The 16,455-nt window shown below is 35.9% G+C and carries 21 protein-coding genes; 4 read left to right on the top strand and 17 right to left on the bottom strand.

Annotated elements, in window-relative coordinates; all coding sequences use genetic code 11:
* Positions 1 to 35: 35 nt before the first annotated feature.
* Complete coding sequence (locus tag BAMA_RS05590) at positions 36 to 785, bottom strand: hypothetical protein (RefSeq protein WP_034636967.1); 750 nt, start codon at positions 783 to 785, stop codon at positions 36 to 38.
* 172 nt (positions 786 to 957) lie between these two features.
* Between BAMA_RS05590 and BAMA_RS05585 the strand changes: the two genes are divergently transcribed.
* Genes BAMA_RS05585 through BAMA_RS05575 form a run of 3 tightly spaced genes read left to right on the top strand, consistent with a single transcriptional unit; the run spans position 958 to position 2,242 of the window.
* Positions 958 to 1,278 (top strand): antibiotic biosynthesis monooxygenase family protein, encoded by a 321-nt coding sequence (locus BAMA_RS05585; RefSeq protein WP_034636966.1) that lies wholly within the window; start codon positions 958 to 960, stop codon positions 1,276 to 1,278.
* A gap of 3 nt (positions 1,279 to 1,281) precedes the next feature.
* Positions 1,282 to 1,869, top strand: a complete 588-nt coding sequence (locus tag BAMA_RS05580) for a dienelactone hydrolase family protein (protein ID WP_034636964.1) — start codon at positions 1,282 to 1,284, stop codon at positions 1,867 to 1,869.
* Positions 1,870 to 1,882: 13 nt separating this feature from the next.
* A complete protein-coding gene (locus tag BAMA_RS05575) occupies positions 1,883 to 2,242 on the top strand; it encodes a hypothetical protein (protein WP_034636962.1) in 360 nt (119 codons plus the stop codon).
* A gap of 49 nt (positions 2,243 to 2,291) precedes the next feature.
* On the opposite strand, the gene BAMA_RS23810 is transcribed toward BAMA_RS05575, so the two are convergent.
* From BAMA_RS23810 to BAMA_RS05505, 15 genes are all read right to left on the bottom strand, one after another.
* Positions 2,292 to 2,462, bottom strand: coding sequence for a DUF3951 domain-containing protein (locus BAMA_RS23810; RefSeq protein ID WP_084157895.1), 171 nt, complete (start codon positions 2,460 to 2,462; stop codon positions 2,292 to 2,294).
* A gap of 84 nt (positions 2,463 to 2,546) precedes the next feature.
* Positions 2,547 to 2,858 carry an AzlD domain-containing protein gene (locus BAMA_RS05570; protein WP_034636960.1) on the bottom strand — a complete coding sequence of 104 codons (312 nt, stop codon included), beginning with the start codon at positions 2,856 to 2,858 and terminating at the stop codon, positions 2,547 to 2,549.
* A complete protein-coding gene (locus tag BAMA_RS05565) occupies positions 2,843 to 3,574 on the bottom strand; it encodes an AzlC family ABC transporter permease (protein WP_034636958.1) in 732 nt (243 codons plus the stop codon). The genes BAMA_RS05570 and BAMA_RS05565 overlap by 16 nt, the downstream gene beginning before the upstream one ends.
* 15 nt (positions 3,575 to 3,589) lie before the next feature.
* The gene (locus BAMA_RS05560) at positions 3,590 to 4,402 is read right to left on the bottom strand and encodes a TrmB family transcriptional regulator (protein ID WP_034636955.1); all 813 of its coding nucleotides are present in this window, start codon (positions 4,400 to 4,402) and stop codon (positions 3,590 to 3,592) included.
* Positions 4,403 to 4,540: 138 nt separating this feature from the next.
* Entirely contained in the window at positions 4,541 to 5,350 is an 810-nt protein-coding gene (locus BAMA_RS05555) for a flagellar hook-basal body complex protein (protein WP_034636952.1), read from the bottom strand.
* 42 nt (positions 5,351 to 5,392) lie between these two features.
* Positions 5,393 to 6,691: an AAA family ATPase gene (locus BAMA_RS05550; protein WP_034636949.1), complete on the bottom strand. Its 1,299-nt coding sequence runs from the start codon at positions 6,689 to 6,691 to the stop codon at positions 5,393 to 5,395.
* 15 nt (positions 6,692 to 6,706) lie between these two features.
* Positions 6,707 to 8,773: a flagellar biosynthesis protein FlhA gene (locus BAMA_RS05545; RefSeq protein ID WP_034636946.1), complete on the bottom strand. Its 2,067-nt coding sequence runs from the start codon at positions 8,771 to 8,773 to the stop codon at positions 6,707 to 6,709.
* A 21-nt stretch (positions 8,774 to 8,794) separates the two neighbouring features.
* Positions 8,795 to 9,841, bottom strand: coding sequence for a flagellar type III secretion system protein FlhB (gene flhB, locus BAMA_RS05540; RefSeq protein ID WP_034636944.1), 1,047 nt, complete (start codon positions 9,839 to 9,841; stop codon positions 8,795 to 8,797).
* 10 nt (positions 9,842 to 9,851) lie between these two features.
* The gene (locus BAMA_RS05535; protein ID WP_034636942.1) at positions 9,852 to 10,613 is read right to left on the bottom strand and encodes a flagellar biosynthetic protein FliR; all 762 of its coding nucleotides are present in this window, start codon (positions 10,611 to 10,613) and stop codon (positions 9,852 to 9,854) included.
* Between the two features lie 15 nt (positions 10,614 to 10,628).
* Positions 10,629 to 11,333: a flagellar biosynthetic protein FliQ gene (locus BAMA_RS25365; protein ID WP_034636939.1), complete on the bottom strand. Its 705-nt coding sequence runs from the start codon at positions 11,331 to 11,333 to the stop codon at positions 10,629 to 10,631.
* Positions 11,330 to 11,650: a hypothetical protein gene (locus BAMA_RS05525; RefSeq protein WP_034636937.1), complete on the bottom strand. Its 321-nt coding sequence runs from the start codon at positions 11,648 to 11,650 to the stop codon at positions 11,330 to 11,332. Before BAMA_RS05525 ends, BAMA_RS25365 begins: the two co-directional genes overlap by 4 nt.
* A gap of 12 nt (positions 11,651 to 11,662) precedes the next feature.
* Positions 11,663 to 12,016, bottom strand: coding sequence for a FliM/FliN family flagellar motor switch protein (locus BAMA_RS05520; protein WP_034636936.1), 354 nt, complete (start codon positions 12,014 to 12,016; stop codon positions 11,663 to 11,665).
* A 16-nt stretch (positions 12,017 to 12,032) separates the two neighbouring features.
* Positions 12,033 to 13,019: a flagellar motor switch protein FliM gene (gene fliM, locus BAMA_RS05515; protein ID WP_034636933.1), complete on the bottom strand. Its 987-nt coding sequence runs from the start codon at positions 13,017 to 13,019 to the stop codon at positions 12,033 to 12,035.
* Between the two features lie 14 nt (positions 13,020 to 13,033).
* Positions 13,034 to 13,258, bottom strand: a complete 225-nt coding sequence (locus BAMA_RS05510) for a flagellar motor switch protein FliN (RefSeq protein ID WP_034636930.1) — start codon at positions 13,256 to 13,258, stop codon at positions 13,034 to 13,036.
* A 63-nt stretch (positions 13,259 to 13,321) separates the two neighbouring features.
* Positions 13,322 to 14,035: a lytic transglycosylase domain-containing protein gene (locus tag BAMA_RS05505; RefSeq protein ID WP_034636928.1), complete on the bottom strand. Its 714-nt coding sequence runs from the start codon at positions 14,033 to 14,035 to the stop codon at positions 13,322 to 13,324.
* Positions 14,036 to 14,414: 379 nt separating this feature from the next.
* On the opposite strand from BAMA_RS05505, the gene BAMA_RS05500 reads away from it, so the two are divergent.
* A complete protein-coding gene (locus BAMA_RS05500; protein ID WP_034636927.1) occupies positions 14,415 to 15,227 on the top strand; it encodes a flagellin N-terminal helical domain-containing protein in 813 nt (270 codons plus the stop codon).
* A gap of 148 nt (positions 15,228 to 15,375) precedes the next feature.
* Here the strand turns inward: BAMA_RS05500 and BAMA_RS05495 are convergent, their stop codons facing one another.
* On the bottom strand, positions 15,376 to 16,326 hold the full coding sequence (locus BAMA_RS05495) for a glycosyltransferase family 2 protein (RefSeq protein WP_034636925.1): 951 nt from the start codon (positions 16,324 to 16,326) through the stop codon (positions 15,376 to 15,378).
* Between the last annotated feature and the right edge of the window lie 129 nt (positions 16,327 to 16,455).

Below are 16,455 nucleotides of genomic sequence, written 5' to 3'. Positions count from 1 at the left end.
GGATTCCTACAAACTACAGCGTTACAGATTTCAACTTAATGAGAATCAGGAAATCCAGCTCGGCTCCATAGCCAAAGTGGTGTGTGAATATCAGTTGGTTCTATGTCACTTCCCTCTAATACTTGCTCCCACGTATCTGCTACTAGTTGACGATGATTCGCTGTACCTTCTAACACTTCAGAGGAACATAAACCTAATTTTACCGTGGCTTGTAACACATGAGTATCGGGTGCAATTGTAATAAGGTGCCTTGATTGCCATTTTACATTTGTGTAACTCTCTATGGCATATAACCAATAGTTAAATATTTTAGGACCAGAAAGATACGGGAACTCTGATTTTCTTGTCTTTTGCATGATATCTTTTAAACTCTTGATATCAAATTGCACAGATTTTAATAACCCTAAAACATCACGTGTCTCAGAAGAATTTACAATTCCTTTTGAGACACGCTGCCAAATTTCCGGATGCCGATTTGGCTGTAAAGCAATACGGTGCTTCTGTAATGCATTGCGTAAGTCATCTAACCTACTTTCCCCCGCAATACTTAGATTAAATACCCATCGTACGTCCTCATCACTCCATGCCTTCGCAATCCCTTCCCATAGCTGATATGAATTCCGTTGATAATTTAGTGACATTCCTAGCGTTAATACATTAAGTAACTGGTTCTCTGGGACAACCCCTAGTAAAACATCTTCTGGCATCACTTCTCCACCAAGAACACCATCTTTATGCATTTTTACAATACTTTTTATATCGTTTATAATCAATCCCCTATCCACCCATATTCCCCCTAGTAACCTATTATTCCTATTTTCATTTTAGCATGTATATGTAATATTCTTTTTTCTTTTGTTTCTACATTCTTTCAATACGGTAAATGAAATTATCAATATTTCTTCACAACAAAAAGTAAAATCTTCATGATAAACTATATACAAGGAGGGGACGTTTATGGTATCTAAGCCTTACTATGCTGTTATTTTCACTTCACAGTTATCATCGGATATAGAAGATTATGAGAAAGTTGCACATGAAATGGCACTATTAGCTGAGAAACAACATGGTTATCTCGGCATTGATAGCGTCCGAAATGAAGCTGGATTTGGTATTACAGTTTCATACTGGGAATCACTTGAGGCCATTCAGCAATGGAAAGACCATGCAGCGCATACAATGGCGAAAACACGAGGGAAAGAGCAATGGTATAAGCAGTTTCATACAAAGATTTGTGTTGTTGAAAAAGAATATGGATTTCAGAAAAAAGGTATGTAAATCATGTCACCTAAAATTGCACTTATTGCTGTTCACGAAATATATGGTGTGAATGATTATATGAACGATGTTATTCAAACGTTTTCCTCACAGCAAATTGACGTCTTTTGTCCAAACTTACTGCAAAGAACACATCCCTTTTCTTATGAAGAAGAACAACAAGCATACTCTTATTTTATGAAACATGTTGGCTTTGATGTTGGAAAAGAAAAAATAGAGACTATCGTAACAGAGTTAAAGAAAGAATATACATACGTTGGCATTGTTGGTTTTAACGTAGGTGCCACAATTGCATGGCGGTGCAGTAAAAATACAGAAGTCAATTTCGTTATATGTTGCTACGGATCACGTATAAGAGATTACATAGACGTAAAGCCAGCTTGCCCTGCTTTGTTACTATTCCCAAAAGAAGAGACAAGTTTTTCTGTTACATCTCTTGTTACATATTTAAACGAAAATAATCCATCGCTTCATATTCAACAATTTCAAGGGGAACATGGCTTCTTAAACCGCTTCAATAAAACGTATCATGAACAGTCTGCCAAAGACGCTACTATAATTATACAATCATTTCTACATCATATTTTCTAAAGGAGTACTTCTCATGTCATTTACAATACTTTTCTTGCTATTTATTATTTTTATTGTTCTCCTTACGTTATTTTTTATTTTTGCTACCGTAAAACAGAACAAATATATAAAGAGGCCGCGTAAACAATCCCTTGTTATTGTTTCCATCTATATTGTACATTTAGTGTTAACGTTAACAGGTTTTTACAATGCGTTGCCTCCTTCTATAAGTGAATTTTTATTTTTACCAACTTGGTTCTTTATGTGTATTTTAGGTTGCATTGTTTCCATAAAAGAATGGAAAAACAATCGTATTCTTTCGTTATGTGCCGGATCAATCTCTTTTATTAGTTTTCTATTTGGCTTATTACTTATGGGCATTTCAAATATGTAAAAAAGTTAGACTGTCGTTCTATACAACTGAAGCGGCAGTCTAACTTTTTTCATTTATTTCCTTTATAAAACTCTCCATGACTCTGTGCAGGAATCGAATCAAATGATGTATAGTAAATTTGCGGCGTCGCCCTTTTCGCAAACATCATATATGTCGTAAACCCAATAACAACGGTGAGGAATAGTGTAAATATAATAACAATAATTGTTAAGATAAGCATCGTATCCTTTCCTTTCAGTTGTGATACTACATATTTCGATATACTACATCATATTCCTTGTGACAGAAAAGAAAACTTTTACCTTTATAAAAACATACGAAGAGTAATAACAGCGATAATACCTGTCATAACAGCTCCTAATAAACTACGTGTATAAATTGCAACGAGAAACGTTGGAATGGCCGCCAATATGTAATCGACTTGAAAACTTTCATGCATAAATAAGGAATGAGCAAGTAACGCTGCCATAATCGAAATAGGAATATAGCTGAGCCACTTCATTCCCCATTCAGGAATATTTACCTTACTTAATACAAGGAGTGGTAACACCCTTGGTATAAAAGTAACAACGGCCGCACCAACGATAAGCAACAATACATTTAAGCTGATTTCCATTTTTCAATCACCACCCCAATTGTTGCTGCTGCTAACGTTGCAACGATAATTGCTACACTGCTTGGTAACACAAGATACGAACAAAGCGCGATAATAATTGCTGCACCTGCAACAACGAGATGAATCTTTAACTTCGGTCTTTCACTAACGAGCTGCAAAACGAAAAGTCCAATAAACATCGCTGGAAGTGCGTAGTCCATACCATACGTATACGGGTCTGGTATCCACTCTCCAAAAATACCGCCAATTATATTTGCTAACACCCAGTTTACGTAAGCGGTAACATTTAATCCAAGCATCCATCTTTCACCAATATATCCCTTGCTCGCCATATGCTGCGCCGCAACCCCAAATGTTTCATCTGTAACTTGTGAGCCGATTATCATATTACGCCACATCGGCACTTTTTGTAAATACGGTGCTAACGCTGCACTCATTAAAAGATGTCTTACATTTACAAAGAAAACAGTAAAAATAATAGCAGAAGCTGGTGCACCTGCGGCGAACATACCAGCCATAATAAACTGAGCAGATCCTGCATAGACGAGCATGGAAATTAGTGTGATTTCTACTAAGGAGAAACCCGCCGTTTTTTCAATAATACCAGCAGCAACGCCAATGCTTAAATAACCAAGAACCGTCGGTAAACAGTCTTTCACACCCATCATAAACGTTTCTTCTTGTGGAAACGCCTGCCTTGCTTCTATTCTTTGCATCACTTCTCCCCCTTTTTACTTTACAAACCGCTTTCCAGAAACGACATGTACTAAGTGAGGGTTACTTCTCCACAGTGCATCAAGCTTATCGGATCCATATTCTTTCATCATCTCTTCCATCATAATATCGTGGCGAATATATTCCGTCGCAACTAATACAAGTGCTGGGTCGTGCGTTTTCACAGCCCACGATGTACCCGTCTCGGAAATATTGGCAATAAGCACCTCTTTCCCATCACGAGTAATGACCGTTAAATGTCCGCCCATCCGCTCCGCAACTACATCAGGTATCATATAGTTATGATGAAATGTAGCGCCAAGCTTCACATGCGGTGCACCAAATATAACAGAAAAGATTGGTACATCTTCACGCTCTTTTTTCCGAACACTCTTTTTTATCTTTTCTATCTGTCCTTCCCAAACAGAAATCCATAATTCTTCTTCAGCTCGTTCAATCATCTCAGCCATTTCTTGTACGATCACATCTTCACTACGAATGTGTGAAATTACATCTATTTCACGCTCTTTCTCTAAAGAAGTTAATTGTTTGTCTAGATAATCAAACGATTCTTGAAACTGTTTACGAAGTCTGTTTATTAATTCGGACGCTGCGACAGGAACGTATTTTACCGGTTCTGATGGAACAATATGAACTGCACCTTTGTCAATTAGCTTCCCAAGTACTTCATAAATTGTAGAGCGAGGTACCCCTGTTCCTTTACTAATTTCATAGCCAGTTGCTGGATAATGCTTTAATAACCCGATATATGCTTTACACTCATACTGTGAAAACCCTAGCTTTTGTAACTCTTTTACAATATCATCCATCGGCTTCTCCTTTAGTAGTTATCATCCTACCTACTAATATAAAAAGGAAAAAGATAAACGTCAATAAAATTATGAATATTCTTTTATTTTAAAAAATCTTTATATATAACAAAAAGGATATTCTTTGTAGAATATCCCTTACTTTAATATTTCATTTGCTTCTTTTTCATATACTTTATCAAATGTTGTCATAATACGTTGTGAAGCTTGAATCATTTTTTGATTTGTCATTACGTCTACCATTTCTTTTGACATCTCAACGTTAGAGTTTTCTAACATGTAATTCTGCACGATGCTATTTCCTTCTGGTAAATCTGCAATATCCATGCCATCTATTAAGAAATGACGACTTGCATGCTTTACAAGTCCACCCATATTTTCATTATTGACAGCCCTTGTTTGCAATCGTGCAATTTCAACGGCCACTTCCTCTTCTAGACCCGTTTGCGGATTAACTCGCTTCACCAGTTCATTAATTGTACCATCTTGTTCAACTGATAACTTCGCATTTTGTGGAATTTGAATTCGTTCATTATTCCGATCTAGCACATATGCACCTGATGATGTTTTTAAATATCCTTCCTCATTCACTCCAAAATGTCCGTCTCTCGTTAAACAAACCATTCCATCTTGCTCGACAATGAAAAATGAAGTTTGTCCAGATGTTCCATCATCTAAATAAAAGTCTGTCGCACTTCCCGTAATTTGAAAAGACCCTGGTGTTAAATTCACATGTGTTCCAGACGGGATAACGGTATAATCTAGCGTACCAATCGCTTTCCTTCTTCCATCCTCTTGTCGGTACACTTGATGTGTATCAAACGGTGTAGATGTCATTTTATCGAACTTAAATCCTGTCGTTTGTGCGTTTGCAATATTGTTTGCATGTACATTTACATGTTGCATGTAGTTCATCATACCCATAGAACCAATATATAAACCATTCATATTACAGCGAATAAGACTACCGTCTTACTCTTCACCTCTTTTCTATGATGTTTGTAACATTTGCTTTGCTAAATGCTGCGCCGTTGCAAATTGTATATTTTTCTTCATGTCTTGCCCATCAGTAGTAAAGATAATTGGAGCTGATGAGATTGCTGGAATTTTTAATAGCTCACCACTACTTGCTGTTTCATCAAACTTCGTAAAGATAAAGCCATCAATTCCTGTATCTTTAAAGTTTGTAATGATTTCAATCATATCTTTGCTTTTCATCGACGCTGATAACGTTAAACACATATAATCAGGCTGAATTTGCTGAACCTCTTCTATCATCATCTCAATCGATTCTTTCGTGCGATAGTTTTTACCAGCTGTATCAATTAAAATATAATCAACTGTTTGTTCTTCTTTAAAGTAAGAAAGTGCTCTTTCGATCCCAGCTTTATCCTTGACTGCAAGAACTTCCACACCAATTTTACTTACATATTGCTGAAGCTGCTGCACAGTACCAACTCGTGAATGATCCGTCGTAATGAATCCAACCGTTTTCTTGTGCTGATGAAGTTGCCATGCAATTTTTGCAAGTGTCGTTGTTTTTCCGACACCCGTTGGACCTACTAATGCGATCGTTTGAACATCTTTTTCAAATACATTTTCCGTACGGAAATAATTTCCCATTTCTTCTAAAATAAACGAAATAACTTCTTCCTCTGTAATCATCGCTGCATGTTGAAACTTTTCTGTTAGCTTATTTCGATATACTTGTAAAAAGTGCTCTTCCACTTCGTTTTGCTGAAGCGTGCGAATCATTTTTTCAATAATAAACGGGACAGATTCTGTATGTTTCACTTCTGTTTGACGTACATTTTCTGAGAAATTCTCCCTCGCAATTTGCAAAAGTGGCTTTACTCGTTCATCCTCACTATTTTTCAACGTGACAAATCCTTGCTCAAATAACTGAAGCAACTCTTCTTTTTTCTTTCGTATTTCCTCACTATTCCTGATGCTCTTAACTTCGTCAGAAATCGCACTCGTTTTATTTGCAAGGTTATGCAGCACAAGCTGGACACTATTTTGTGATGTAGTTTCTTTCACTTTCTCTTGAACTGTTCCCATTAGCTTTTCATGGAAGTTTTCATTGCTTTTTGCTGCTACATCGCCTTCTGGAAACGACACGAGCATTTCGTATTTCTTTTTCCAAAAAAACGGGATGCGGCGCTTCACTGTTTCATCAACAACAACGTAATAGTCATTACCGTGCTGTTCAAATAACTTTCTATACAATTCACTTTTAGAAGAAGCTTCAATTTTTTTCATCTGTTCTCGCTTCACTGCCGTTTCCATCTTTTCACCTCTGCTCTATTCAATATATGCAATTTGATCAACCACAATTTCTGGCGCTAGCTCACTAATACATAATACTTTCGCTTCAATTTGATAACGATCTAGTAATCGAACAAGACCAAAGCGGAAGTCTTTTCGTCTCGTTAATAACACTGGCTCACGCCCCATTAAACGAGCTTGCTTGAAAATACGCTGCACTTGTTCAATAACATGTGTTTCAAGTTGTAAATCCCAATTTAATAAATAACCTTGATACGAATTATTGACAACATCAGCATCTAATTCCACATTATCCGCAAACAACGCTGCATAAATTTTTCCGTCTGGGTTCTTCGCATGTTCACAAATGACTTTTGAAATACATTCCCGTACAAATGACGTTACACCGTCAACTTGGTTTTGGTAAATTTCTTTTCCGTCGATAATACCTTCAATAATTGTTGGTAAATCACGAATGGAAATGCCTTCTTTTAACAGCTGTTTAACGACATTTTGAACGAGTGATAAATCAATTTCTTTCTTCTTAATTTCTTCTAACAGTACGCCATGCTCGTTTTCTAACGACTGAATTAAATCTTTCACATGTTGACGTTGCAGCAATTCATGAAGATTACGGCGAAGTACAACATCTAAATGTGTGATTAAAATGCTAAGTGGTTCTAATACTTGATAACCTTTCATTTGCGCATCATTTACCATATGCTCTAAAATCCAGTATCCATCTTCACCGAAAATTGGATCTTTCGCTGGTTCTGCATCTAAATCAGCCATGACATTTGGTGTTTTTAATGCGAGTAAATAACCTGATTTTAGGACACCTTCTGCCACTTTCGCACCTTTTATACGAATCACGTATCGGCCACGCGGTCTAAAGCTCGTATTATCTTTAAAGTTAATACCAGGCACATTAATCCCTAAATCGGTAATAATCGATTTACGCATCAGTACCACTTTATCCCTTGCAGTTTCACCGTTAATCTTTTGCTTCACAAGCGCCGCTAAATCAAGACCAAGCTCAACGATAACTGGATATTTATCCGTAAAGACTCCAAATGAATCTTCAACTTTTTGCAATTGGTCCTCATCGCTTTGAATCATTTCTAACTCTTTTTGTAATTCTTCATCCTTTTCACGCTGCAGTCTTTTCTTATTACGATATCCTAAGAATAGGACTGTCCCACCAACAAGCACAAACGGTATAAGTGGAAGCGGTGTGAAAATACCCATTGCAATAAATAGGCCACCAAGCGCATAAGCAACAATTTCATGTGCCATTAACTCTTTAAAGATACCTTCACTTACTGTATCCGGTGAACCATCAAATACACGTGTTACGATAATCCCTGTCGCAATCGCAATCATTAATGAACCAATTTGGTTTACGATTCCGTCACCAACTGTTAACTGTGTATAATGGTATGCCGCTTCGCCAAAGCTCATTCCTTGCTGCATCATACCAACAATTAAACCGAAAATGATATTCACAAATAAGATAACAATACCGAAAATAACGTCACCTTTAATGAACTTTCCGGCACCATCCATCGCTCCGTAAAAATCTGTTTCCATATTTAACCTTTTACGTTTTGCTTGTGCTTCTTGTTCTGTAATGAGACGCTGATTTAAATCGGCATCAATCGACATTTGTTTTCCAGGTAAAGAATCAAGCGTAAAACGTGCCGCAACTTCAGCAGTACGTGACGCTCCGTTTGCTACGATAAACTGGAAGACAATTAACACAGTAAAAATAACAATACCAATTAATAAATTCCCACCAATAACGAAATGACCGAACTCTTCAATAACACGACCAGCGTCACCTTCTGTTAAGATCGCTCGCGTTGTCGATACGTTAATCGATACGCGGAAAATTCCAATTAACAATAGTAACGTCGGAAATGACTTTAGTTCATCCCATTCTTTAATACTGGTCGCTCGCATATAGACAAGCACCGACAAACTTAATATGAAAACAATAACCATATCAAGTACAAATGGCGGTAATGGGATTAACAGCGCCACAACAAATGACGATGCTAAAAAGATAGAAAAATAGGTTCTTGCTGAATCTATCTTAAACAAAAAATCTCCTCCAAACGCGCTTTAGACTTCAATTTGTTTCGTTTGAATTAAATAGCGCATAACTTCAATAACAGCTACATATAAATCTTCTGGAATGATATCATCTTCTTCCACTTGATAGTAAAGTGACCTTGCAAGCGGACGGTTCTCTACCATCGGAATTTCTTGCTCACGAGCAAGTGAACGGATGTATAACGCCAATTCATCTTCACCCTTTGCAACAACAATGGGCGCATCATCAATCTCTTTGTTATACCGAAGTACAACAGAGATATGCGTCGGGTTGTTTACTACAAACGTTGCTCCATCCATCTTCTTCGCAATCGTTCCTTGTAAGATGGCATGCATAAAGTGTTTTCGTTTCCCTTTCACTTCCGGGTCCCCTTCATTATCTTTATGCTCCCGTTTTACTTCTTCTTTTTTCATCATTAAATCTTGTTCGTACTCCCACTTTTGATATAAAAAATCAGCGATAGAGGTAACGATTAAAATGACTAAAATGACTAAAAAGATAAGCTTTAATTGCTCCATAACCTCAACAAGCGTTGCACCCCAGTTTAAACCAATCATACTGACAAGCGTTTCTAAATTACTTCGGAAGATTACGTACGAAATATATCCAATGAGTACCATATAAAGAAGTGACTTCGTAATATCAACGATACTTCGCCTTCCAAATAATCTTGTAAAATAGCTTTTTGGATTAATACGCGACGCCTTTGGCTTAATTACTTTTGTTGAAAATAAAAAACCAACTTGTAACATGTAGTTTCCGAAGTGAAACAAATATACAAGTATGAGAATTGGTGCTGATATTTTTAAAAGCTGTAATCCCATCAAGTAAAAAAACTCTGTGGAATCCGTGTTCTTTCCAATCTGATCAAACAAAATCGCAACGGAATTTGCAATTTCAGAACCGATAATATCACCTAAAAAGTAAATCACTGCGGCAAGCACAAGAATTGAAAATAAATTGTTTAAATCTTTACTTCTGGCGACATTCCCTTCTTCCCTTGCTTGCTTCCGTTTTTGCGGGGTGGCTTTTTCTGTTTTATTATCCTTTGCCATACGCGCCCCCTTATTTCGTTAAGAGAAAATTAAATAGTTCCGTATATTCTTCAAGTAATACATTTGCGATATTTTTAAACACATAGCCTAGCATCGGCACGCTCATCGCGATAAATAAAAGACCACATGTAATTTTAATAACAAACGCATTCATAAAAATATTTAACTGCGGTGCATTTTTCGCAATTAAAATTAAAATGAAATTAATAATAAACAAACTGCCCATAAGTGGCAAAGCAATTTCAACAGCTGACGTAATCGCAAATAGCAGCGTTGCAAGTAAACTATTTAAAAAGTTTGTTGTCATCAGTAAATAAATCGCTTCTGTATATTGAAACGACTTTAAAATCGTCGCCACAAAATAATCGATGCCGCCAAGCGAAATGAAAATGAGTAGGAAAAAAATATCAAAGATTGTCGAAAGTAATGTCGACTGCGAACCAGCATTCACATCAAACAAACTCGCCTGTGATAAACCGATATCAAAATCTAAAATATGTCCTGCCATTTTTGGGATACTCCAAAGCATTTCTACAATTTTCGCAAGCGAGACACCAATTACAATTTGCAGTCCCGCGTACGCTAATGTATCCCATATCGTCTCCACATGAGAAATATCAATTTGATCCGCTACGACAAATGATAATCCAAGACCAAATGTAATCTTTGCCTTTGACGGAATCGATCGTCCTGAAAGGAACGGTAAAAAATATAAAAAAGAAGTAATGCGGCAAAATGCAAAGAACGTCGCCGCCCATAGTTCCATATTCATTGTTTGTCACCCTTTTCAGTCCGAACGAAGCAACGACGGAATTTTATCGAACAACTCTAAAATAATTGACGTCAATTCCTCAAACATCCACGGACCTAAAATAATAATGACAATGACAATACTCGCCATCTTTGGCAGGAATGTTAACGTTTGTTCTTGAATTTGCGTCAATGTAAATGACGGTACAAGCGTAAATAAAGAAATATCGTCCGTATTTTTCGGCACTTCTTCATCGCGTACTTTTAACATCATTTTCAAATCGTGCTGATATGTATGTTTTGCCATATATTCTTTCAAAATTGGCTCCGCATTTGCGGTCGCTTGACCAACCGTTATTTCTTCTTTCGTCATCGGGTCCCATACATCTTTTTTAAGTTCCCCTAATACGGGCTGCATCGTAAATAATGCTAAGAAGAAGGCTAATCCAACAAGCACTTGGTTTGGTGGTAGGTTCATGACCCCAAGCCCTTGACGTGTAATCCCAAGAACGATCATAAAATATGTAAAATGGGTAAATAACAAAATAATCGACGAAGATAACGACAGAAGCGTTACCATCATAAAAAGCTGTACACTTGAATTGTTCGTAAATTCTTTTCCACTTTCAAAATTAATAAAACCGTTTGTTTCTGCATAAGCGGAATTTGCAAAAATAATAGAAAAACAGACGAAAAATAGAAAAATACGTGCAATAAACCATATTTGTTTCTTTCTAATCATGACGCATCCTCTGCCTTTTTAGTTTGCGCTTCTTGTTTCATCGCATCTTCCAGCGCCTTATGAAATTGTCCATTTGTTAATTGAATAGAATGAACACCGTTTTGATTCATCACAGTAAATACTTGCTTACCTTCGACTTCAAATAAAAAAGCGCTCGTCTGATGGTTTAAATACACACCATCTTTCACATTGATAAATCCATTTTCTCCTTGTTTATGAAACTGATGTTTCTTCGTCTTTTTCGTCATATAATAGGCGCCATAACCAAGCACCCCAAATACTAATACTAGTTGGAATAAGGACATCATATAATCCATATGATACCTCCTCTATTCATTCTCTTGCTGTAACGCTGCTGCTAATACAGCTTTTTTCTTATCTGCATGAATTTCTGAAATAATAATTCCAAAATTCTCATCCATCACAATTGCTTCACCGATGCCAGCTTTCATATCACTTAAATATACATCGACTTTATGTCCTAAATTCTTTTGCACTTCAAGAACATCGCCAACCTTTAAACTTTTTACATCACCGAGCTTTATAGATGCCTTCCCAAGCTTTACACCTAATTCAATGGAAATATCAGATACCGTATCAATGTGTGCCTTCTCTACTGGCTCTCGTTCATTTTGGTACTGTCCTAAATCAACTAACGATACAGGAGATACTTCATGCTTCATCTATTCTCCTCCTCTCTTACTCTACGAAACCTTTAAATAATACCGCTTTCCTTGCTCCGTCCTTACCAATGAAACCGTTAAACTTATGTTTTCCATCTACGTAACAATGTAATTGATCAGTTACCTTCGTATGAAGTGGAATAATATCTCCCTCTTCAACTTTTTCAAGCTCACCAAGTGTCATTCTTTCTTCTCCAACTGAAACAAATACTGGTTTATATACTTTTTGTACTTCATATTCGACTTCTTTCGTATATGTTTTTAGTTTATCCGAAGAATGTTCGACAATATTTTCCGATGTCAATTGATCCATAATATCTTCAACAGATAAAAATGGAATACCCATACGTATCGTTGTATTCCAATAATCGGTTTTCATGTTTACATTTAAAAGCGAAATAATATCACTTGCCGTTGTAATCTTTAACGCATTTGGATCTGTTTCGGTCACGACAAACTTTGGCTGAACTGGAAGCACACTTTCAAACGCTTGCTCTAAATTCTCACAAAGAATCGCAAAAATATTATCCACTGTTAAAAACTCAAACGCTGTTAACGGTCTACGTAGTGAGAAATCGCGTTTTGCCTCAGCACCGAGCCAACATTCATGAATAAAGATAATAAATGCTAAATCCATCTCAATGACAATCTCACCAAGTCCTGGTACTCCGAGGTCAACAACACAATATAAGTAATAATCTTTTGGCATTTTCTCAACATATTCACTCATAAATGGTACTTGTTCAACCGTTGCGGGTTCTAACTCAATTGGAATACGCATTCTCGTCGCCATGGACTGTGACGTGCTTTTTCCAAAATGCGTCGCAATCTTTTGAAGCGTACGTAAATGTTCTACACCGAACTTTTCTGGTCTATTAAAATCGTATTCTTGAAACTTCTCTTTTTTATCAGCCTCTTGTGCAAATGCAGGCATTTCAGACCCATCATTCATTGCCTTTAAAAGCGCATCAATTTGTTCTTGGCTTAATTTATCGCCACTCATGATAATCCCCTTTCCTATCCCTTCAATTCAACAATCTCAACGTACATTTTTCCGTTTTTCGTTAAAATTTTCCCGTGCCCAATCTCTTCATTTTCTAACATTATGCGCACTGTATTTTTCGTTGAATTTTCAAGACGATATAATGTTCCTTTCGTCACATGAAGGAGATCATCAATTTTTTTCTTCGTTCTTCCAATTTCAAAATAAATTGTTAATGGAATATCATCGTGTAATTTCATAATTTTGCCAACTCCCATTTCATGTTCAAAACAGTTTCACTATTTCTTTCTATATGAAACTTTTTATTTTCTAACATCTATATTTAATATTTTCTTAATGTAATTCTCTGTCTCTCGAAACGGTGGCACCCCTCCGTACTTTCTTACATTCCCTTGGCCAGCATTATATGCAGCAAGCGATAAAACAAGGTCCCCATTATACTTCTTTAAATATCCAGTAATTTCTTTTACGCCGCCTTCAATATTATCAGCTGGAGAGAATGGGTCTTTAACTCCTTGTTCCTTCACATTCACAGGCATAAGCTGCATAAGTCCCATCGCCCCTGCATGTGATACAACATTTGGATTAAAATTAGACTCTACTTCAATCATTTTTTGAATTAACGCTTTCGGAACTCCATGCTCAGCGCTCATTCGTTCAATAATATCTGTATACTTCCCTTCATTACTAGAACGAATCGGCTGAATAGTATACTTCTCTGTCAGCCCCCATTTATCATAGTCCTGACTCACATCACTTCCATTTGTCACATCTTGAAAGCGACGATCAAACTCTTGCTGTGAAACTTGCAGCGATTGTACATCTTGTATTTCTTCCGTTTGGATCGCCGCAAATTGTTCCTCTACTTTCGTAGAACTTTTTTCTGCTTGTAACTGCTCAGCTTGAAACGTCTGTTGAAATTTATTATTCATAAACGCTTCTGGACTTTTTAATTTTTCTTGAAACTGCATTTTCCTATAAGAAAGAACTTCTTGAACGATATTTCCACTCATCATAATATCACCTTTTTTATAAACAAAGATAATCTAATATTAGAGTTTTTTAAAAAAGAATGCAATAATCGATTCAAATATAAAAAAAAATACATTCTATAAAACTTTTTAGCTAGAAATAAAAAGTTAGCGGTCCTTTATATTATTTTTCCTATATATATAATATCACTCATTTTCTTAAATATATAGAAAAAAACAACGTAACGATTGAACATATTATTAAATTCATATTTTTTTATATTTAATAATCGCAATTATATGTTGACAGTTAGTATACCAAGGATTACAATTAACTCGAAATTGATTTTTTTGTATATTTACCTTTAACGATTAAAACCCAAAAAAATCAAAAATATCAATATAAAAACGGGAGGTATTAATCATGAGAATTAATACAAACATCAACAGCATGCGTACGCAAGAGTACATGCGTCAAAACCAAGACAAAATGAACACATCTATGAACCGTCTATCTAGCGGTAAACAAATCAACAGTGCATCTGACGACGCTGCAGGTCTTGCTATCGCAACTCGTATGCGTGCAAAAGAAGGCGGCTTAAACGTTGGTGCGAAAAACACACAAGACGGTATGTCTGCATTACGTACAATGGATTCAGCATTAAACTCTGTATCTAACATCTTACTTCGTATGCGTGACCTTGCTACACAATCTGCTACTGGTACAAACCAAGGCAACGACCGTGAATCTTTAGATTTAGAGTTCCAACAGTTAACTGAAGAAATTACTCACATTGCTGAAAAAACAAACTTTAACGGTAACGCATTACTATCTGGATCAGGTTCTGCTATTAATGTTCAACTTTCTGATGCTGCAGAGGACAAGCTAACAATTGCAGCAATCGATGCTACAGCTTCTACATTATTAAAAGGAGCTGTAGACGTTAAAACGGAAGATAAGGCTGATGCAGCAATCACAAAAATTGATCAGGCTATCCAAGATATCGCTGACAACCGCGCAACTTACGGTTCTCAATTAAACCGTTTAGACCATAACTTAAACAACGTAAACAGCCAAGCAACAAACATGGCTGCAGCTGCTTCTCAAATTGAAGATGCGGATATGGCAAAAGAAATGTCTGAAATGACGAAATTCAAGATTTTAAGTGAAGCTGGCGTGAGCATGCTATCTCAAGCAAACCAAACACCACAAATGGTAAGTAAGTTATTACAATAATTCATTTACTAAAAGCCTTCAGTGAACTTTCACTGAAGGCTTTTTTCTTACAAAGGTTTTTGAATGAATGTATGGACACACTCTACAACAAACAGCCATACACTCATTCAAACCTCTTTCCTAAGAGTATGGCTGTTTATCTTCTTTACTATAAAATTTTTTTTAATATTCCTTGCTCATCTAATATCTTAAACATCATCACACATATCGATGGATACTCGTTCTTCAGAAATAATAATATTCTCTTAATAGTCTCAGTGTCATTTCCCTTCAATAAAGCAGGGAACCTCCAGTATACAAAATGAATTATTATTCTTGCTTCTAACCATTTATCTAACTGCACTCTAGTAAATCCATAATCTAACGCTAACTTGTATAGTTCTTCTATTTCTTTAATTGTATCCATATCATCATCTAACGTAGAATTGAATGTAATGCTTTTTTTGTGAACTCTATATACACTAACAATGGAGTCAAAATGTCCAACATCACCAGCAAGCATTAATTTCATAAAAACAATAAAGTCATTAATTGCTGTTTTTTCTTGAAAACATTTTGTTTTAATCGCGCAATCTCTCCGAAATAATGCTGTTAATGATAAAATCCCTGGATAACCATTGTGAGATAACTGATAATTATAAAAATAATCTTTGCCGGGCGTAATTATGTTCTTTGTTGGCTCTATTATATCTTTCACCTCTCCTGTTTCTTGTATTAAGCGTCTATAGTTGGCAAAAACAACTGAAACTTTAGGGTTTTCAACAAGGAATTTAACAGCTCTTGATATGTAATGTGGATCAATAAAATAATCATCGTGATTTAAATATAAAACAAACTCCCCCCTGACATATGAATAAAAAGATTGGCATACATTTCGATTTGCTCCTAAATTCACCTTATTTCGAAAATACTTTATATTAGTGTTTAAAATATACTTCTTCATCATTATATCTGTACCGTCTGTAGAAAAATCATCGGCAATAACCAACTCAATATTTGAGTAATCTTGACTTAGTACACTCTCTATTGCTTCTTCTAAATACTCTTTTTGATTGTATGATGGGATCACTACACTAACTAATGAGGATCTCTCTTTCATTTTTTGTTCCCCTTCCTTATTTTTTTAAAAAACTACGTAACACTTCATAAAAACAATATTGTATAATATAATGAAATAATAATATCAAAAATAAACATTGATATATTGGTATATTACCATAAATATAGG

The sequence above is a fragment of the Bacillus manliponensis genome (assembly GCF_000712595.1).
Taxonomy (GTDB): Bacteria; Bacillota; Bacilli; order Bacillales; family Bacillaceae_G; genus Bacillus_A; species Bacillus_A manliponensis.
This window is presented reverse-complemented; position numbering and strand designations above follow the sequence as displayed.

Coding starts and splice junctions, on each gene's coding strand:
- BAMA_RS25365 (WP_034636939.1), bottom strand. CDS start 11,333: ATGATTAGAAAGAAACAAATATGGTTTATTGCACGTATTTTTCTATTT.
- BAMA_RS05510 (WP_034636930.1), bottom strand. CDS start 13,258: ATGAAATTACACGATGATATTCCATTAACAATTTATTTTGAAATTGGA.
- flhB (WP_034636944.1), bottom strand. CDS start 9,841: ATGGCAAAGGATAATAAAACAGAAAAAGCCACCCCGCAAAAACGGAAG.
- BAMA_RS05580 (WP_034636964.1), top strand. CDS start 1,282: ATGTCACCTAAAATTGCACTTATTGCTGTTCACGAAATATATGGTGTG.
- fliM (WP_034636933.1), bottom strand. CDS start 13,019: ATGAGTGGCGATAAATTAAGCCAAGAACAAATTGATGCGCTTTTAAAG.
- BAMA_RS05495 (WP_034636925.1), bottom strand. CDS start 16,326: ATGAAAGAGAGATCCTCATTAGTTAGTGTAGTGATCCCATCATACAAT.
- BAMA_RS05550 (WP_034636949.1), bottom strand. CDS start 6,691: ATGGAAACGGCAGTGAAGCGAGAACAGATGAAAAAAATTGAAGCTTCT.
- BAMA_RS05565 (WP_034636958.1), bottom strand. CDS start 3,574: ATGCAAAGAATAGAAGCAAGGCAGGCGTTTCCACAAGAAGAAACGTTT.
- BAMA_RS05570 (WP_034636960.1), bottom strand. CDS start 2,858: ATGGAAATCAGCTTAAATGTATTGTTGCTTATCGTTGGTGCGGCCGTT.
- BAMA_RS05520 (WP_034636936.1), bottom strand. CDS start 12,016: ATGAAGCATGAAGTATCTCCTGTATCGTTAGTTGATTTAGGACAGTAC.
- BAMA_RS05505 (WP_034636928.1), bottom strand. CDS start 14,035: ATGATGAGTGGAAATATCGTTCAAGAAGTTCTTTCTTATAGGAAAATG.
- BAMA_RS23810 (WP_084157895.1), bottom strand. CDS start 2,462: ATGCTTATCTTAACAATTATTGTTATTATATTTACACTATTCCTCACC.
- BAMA_RS05500 (WP_034636927.1), top strand. CDS start 14,415: ATGAGAATTAATACAAACATCAACAGCATGCGTACGCAAGAGTACATG.
- BAMA_RS05575 (WP_034636962.1), top strand. CDS start 1,883: ATGTCATTTACAATACTTTTCTTGCTATTTATTATTTTTATTGTTCTC.
- BAMA_RS05535 (WP_034636942.1), bottom strand. CDS start 10,613: ATGAATATGGAACTATGGGCGGCGACGTTCTTTGCATTTTGCCGCATT.
- BAMA_RS05555 (WP_034636952.1), bottom strand. CDS start 5,350: ATGAATGGTTTATATATTGGTTCTATGGGTATGATGAACTACATGCAA.
- BAMA_RS05525 (WP_034636937.1), bottom strand. CDS start 11,650: ATGGATTATATGATGTCCTTATTCCAACTAGTATTAGTATTTGGGGTG.
- BAMA_RS05560 (WP_034636955.1), bottom strand. CDS start 4,402: ATGGATGATATTGTAAAAGAGTTACAAAAGCTAGGGTTTTCACAGTAT.
- BAMA_RS05585 (WP_034636966.1), top strand. CDS start 958: ATGGTATCTAAGCCTTACTATGCTGTTATTTTCACTTCACAGTTATCA.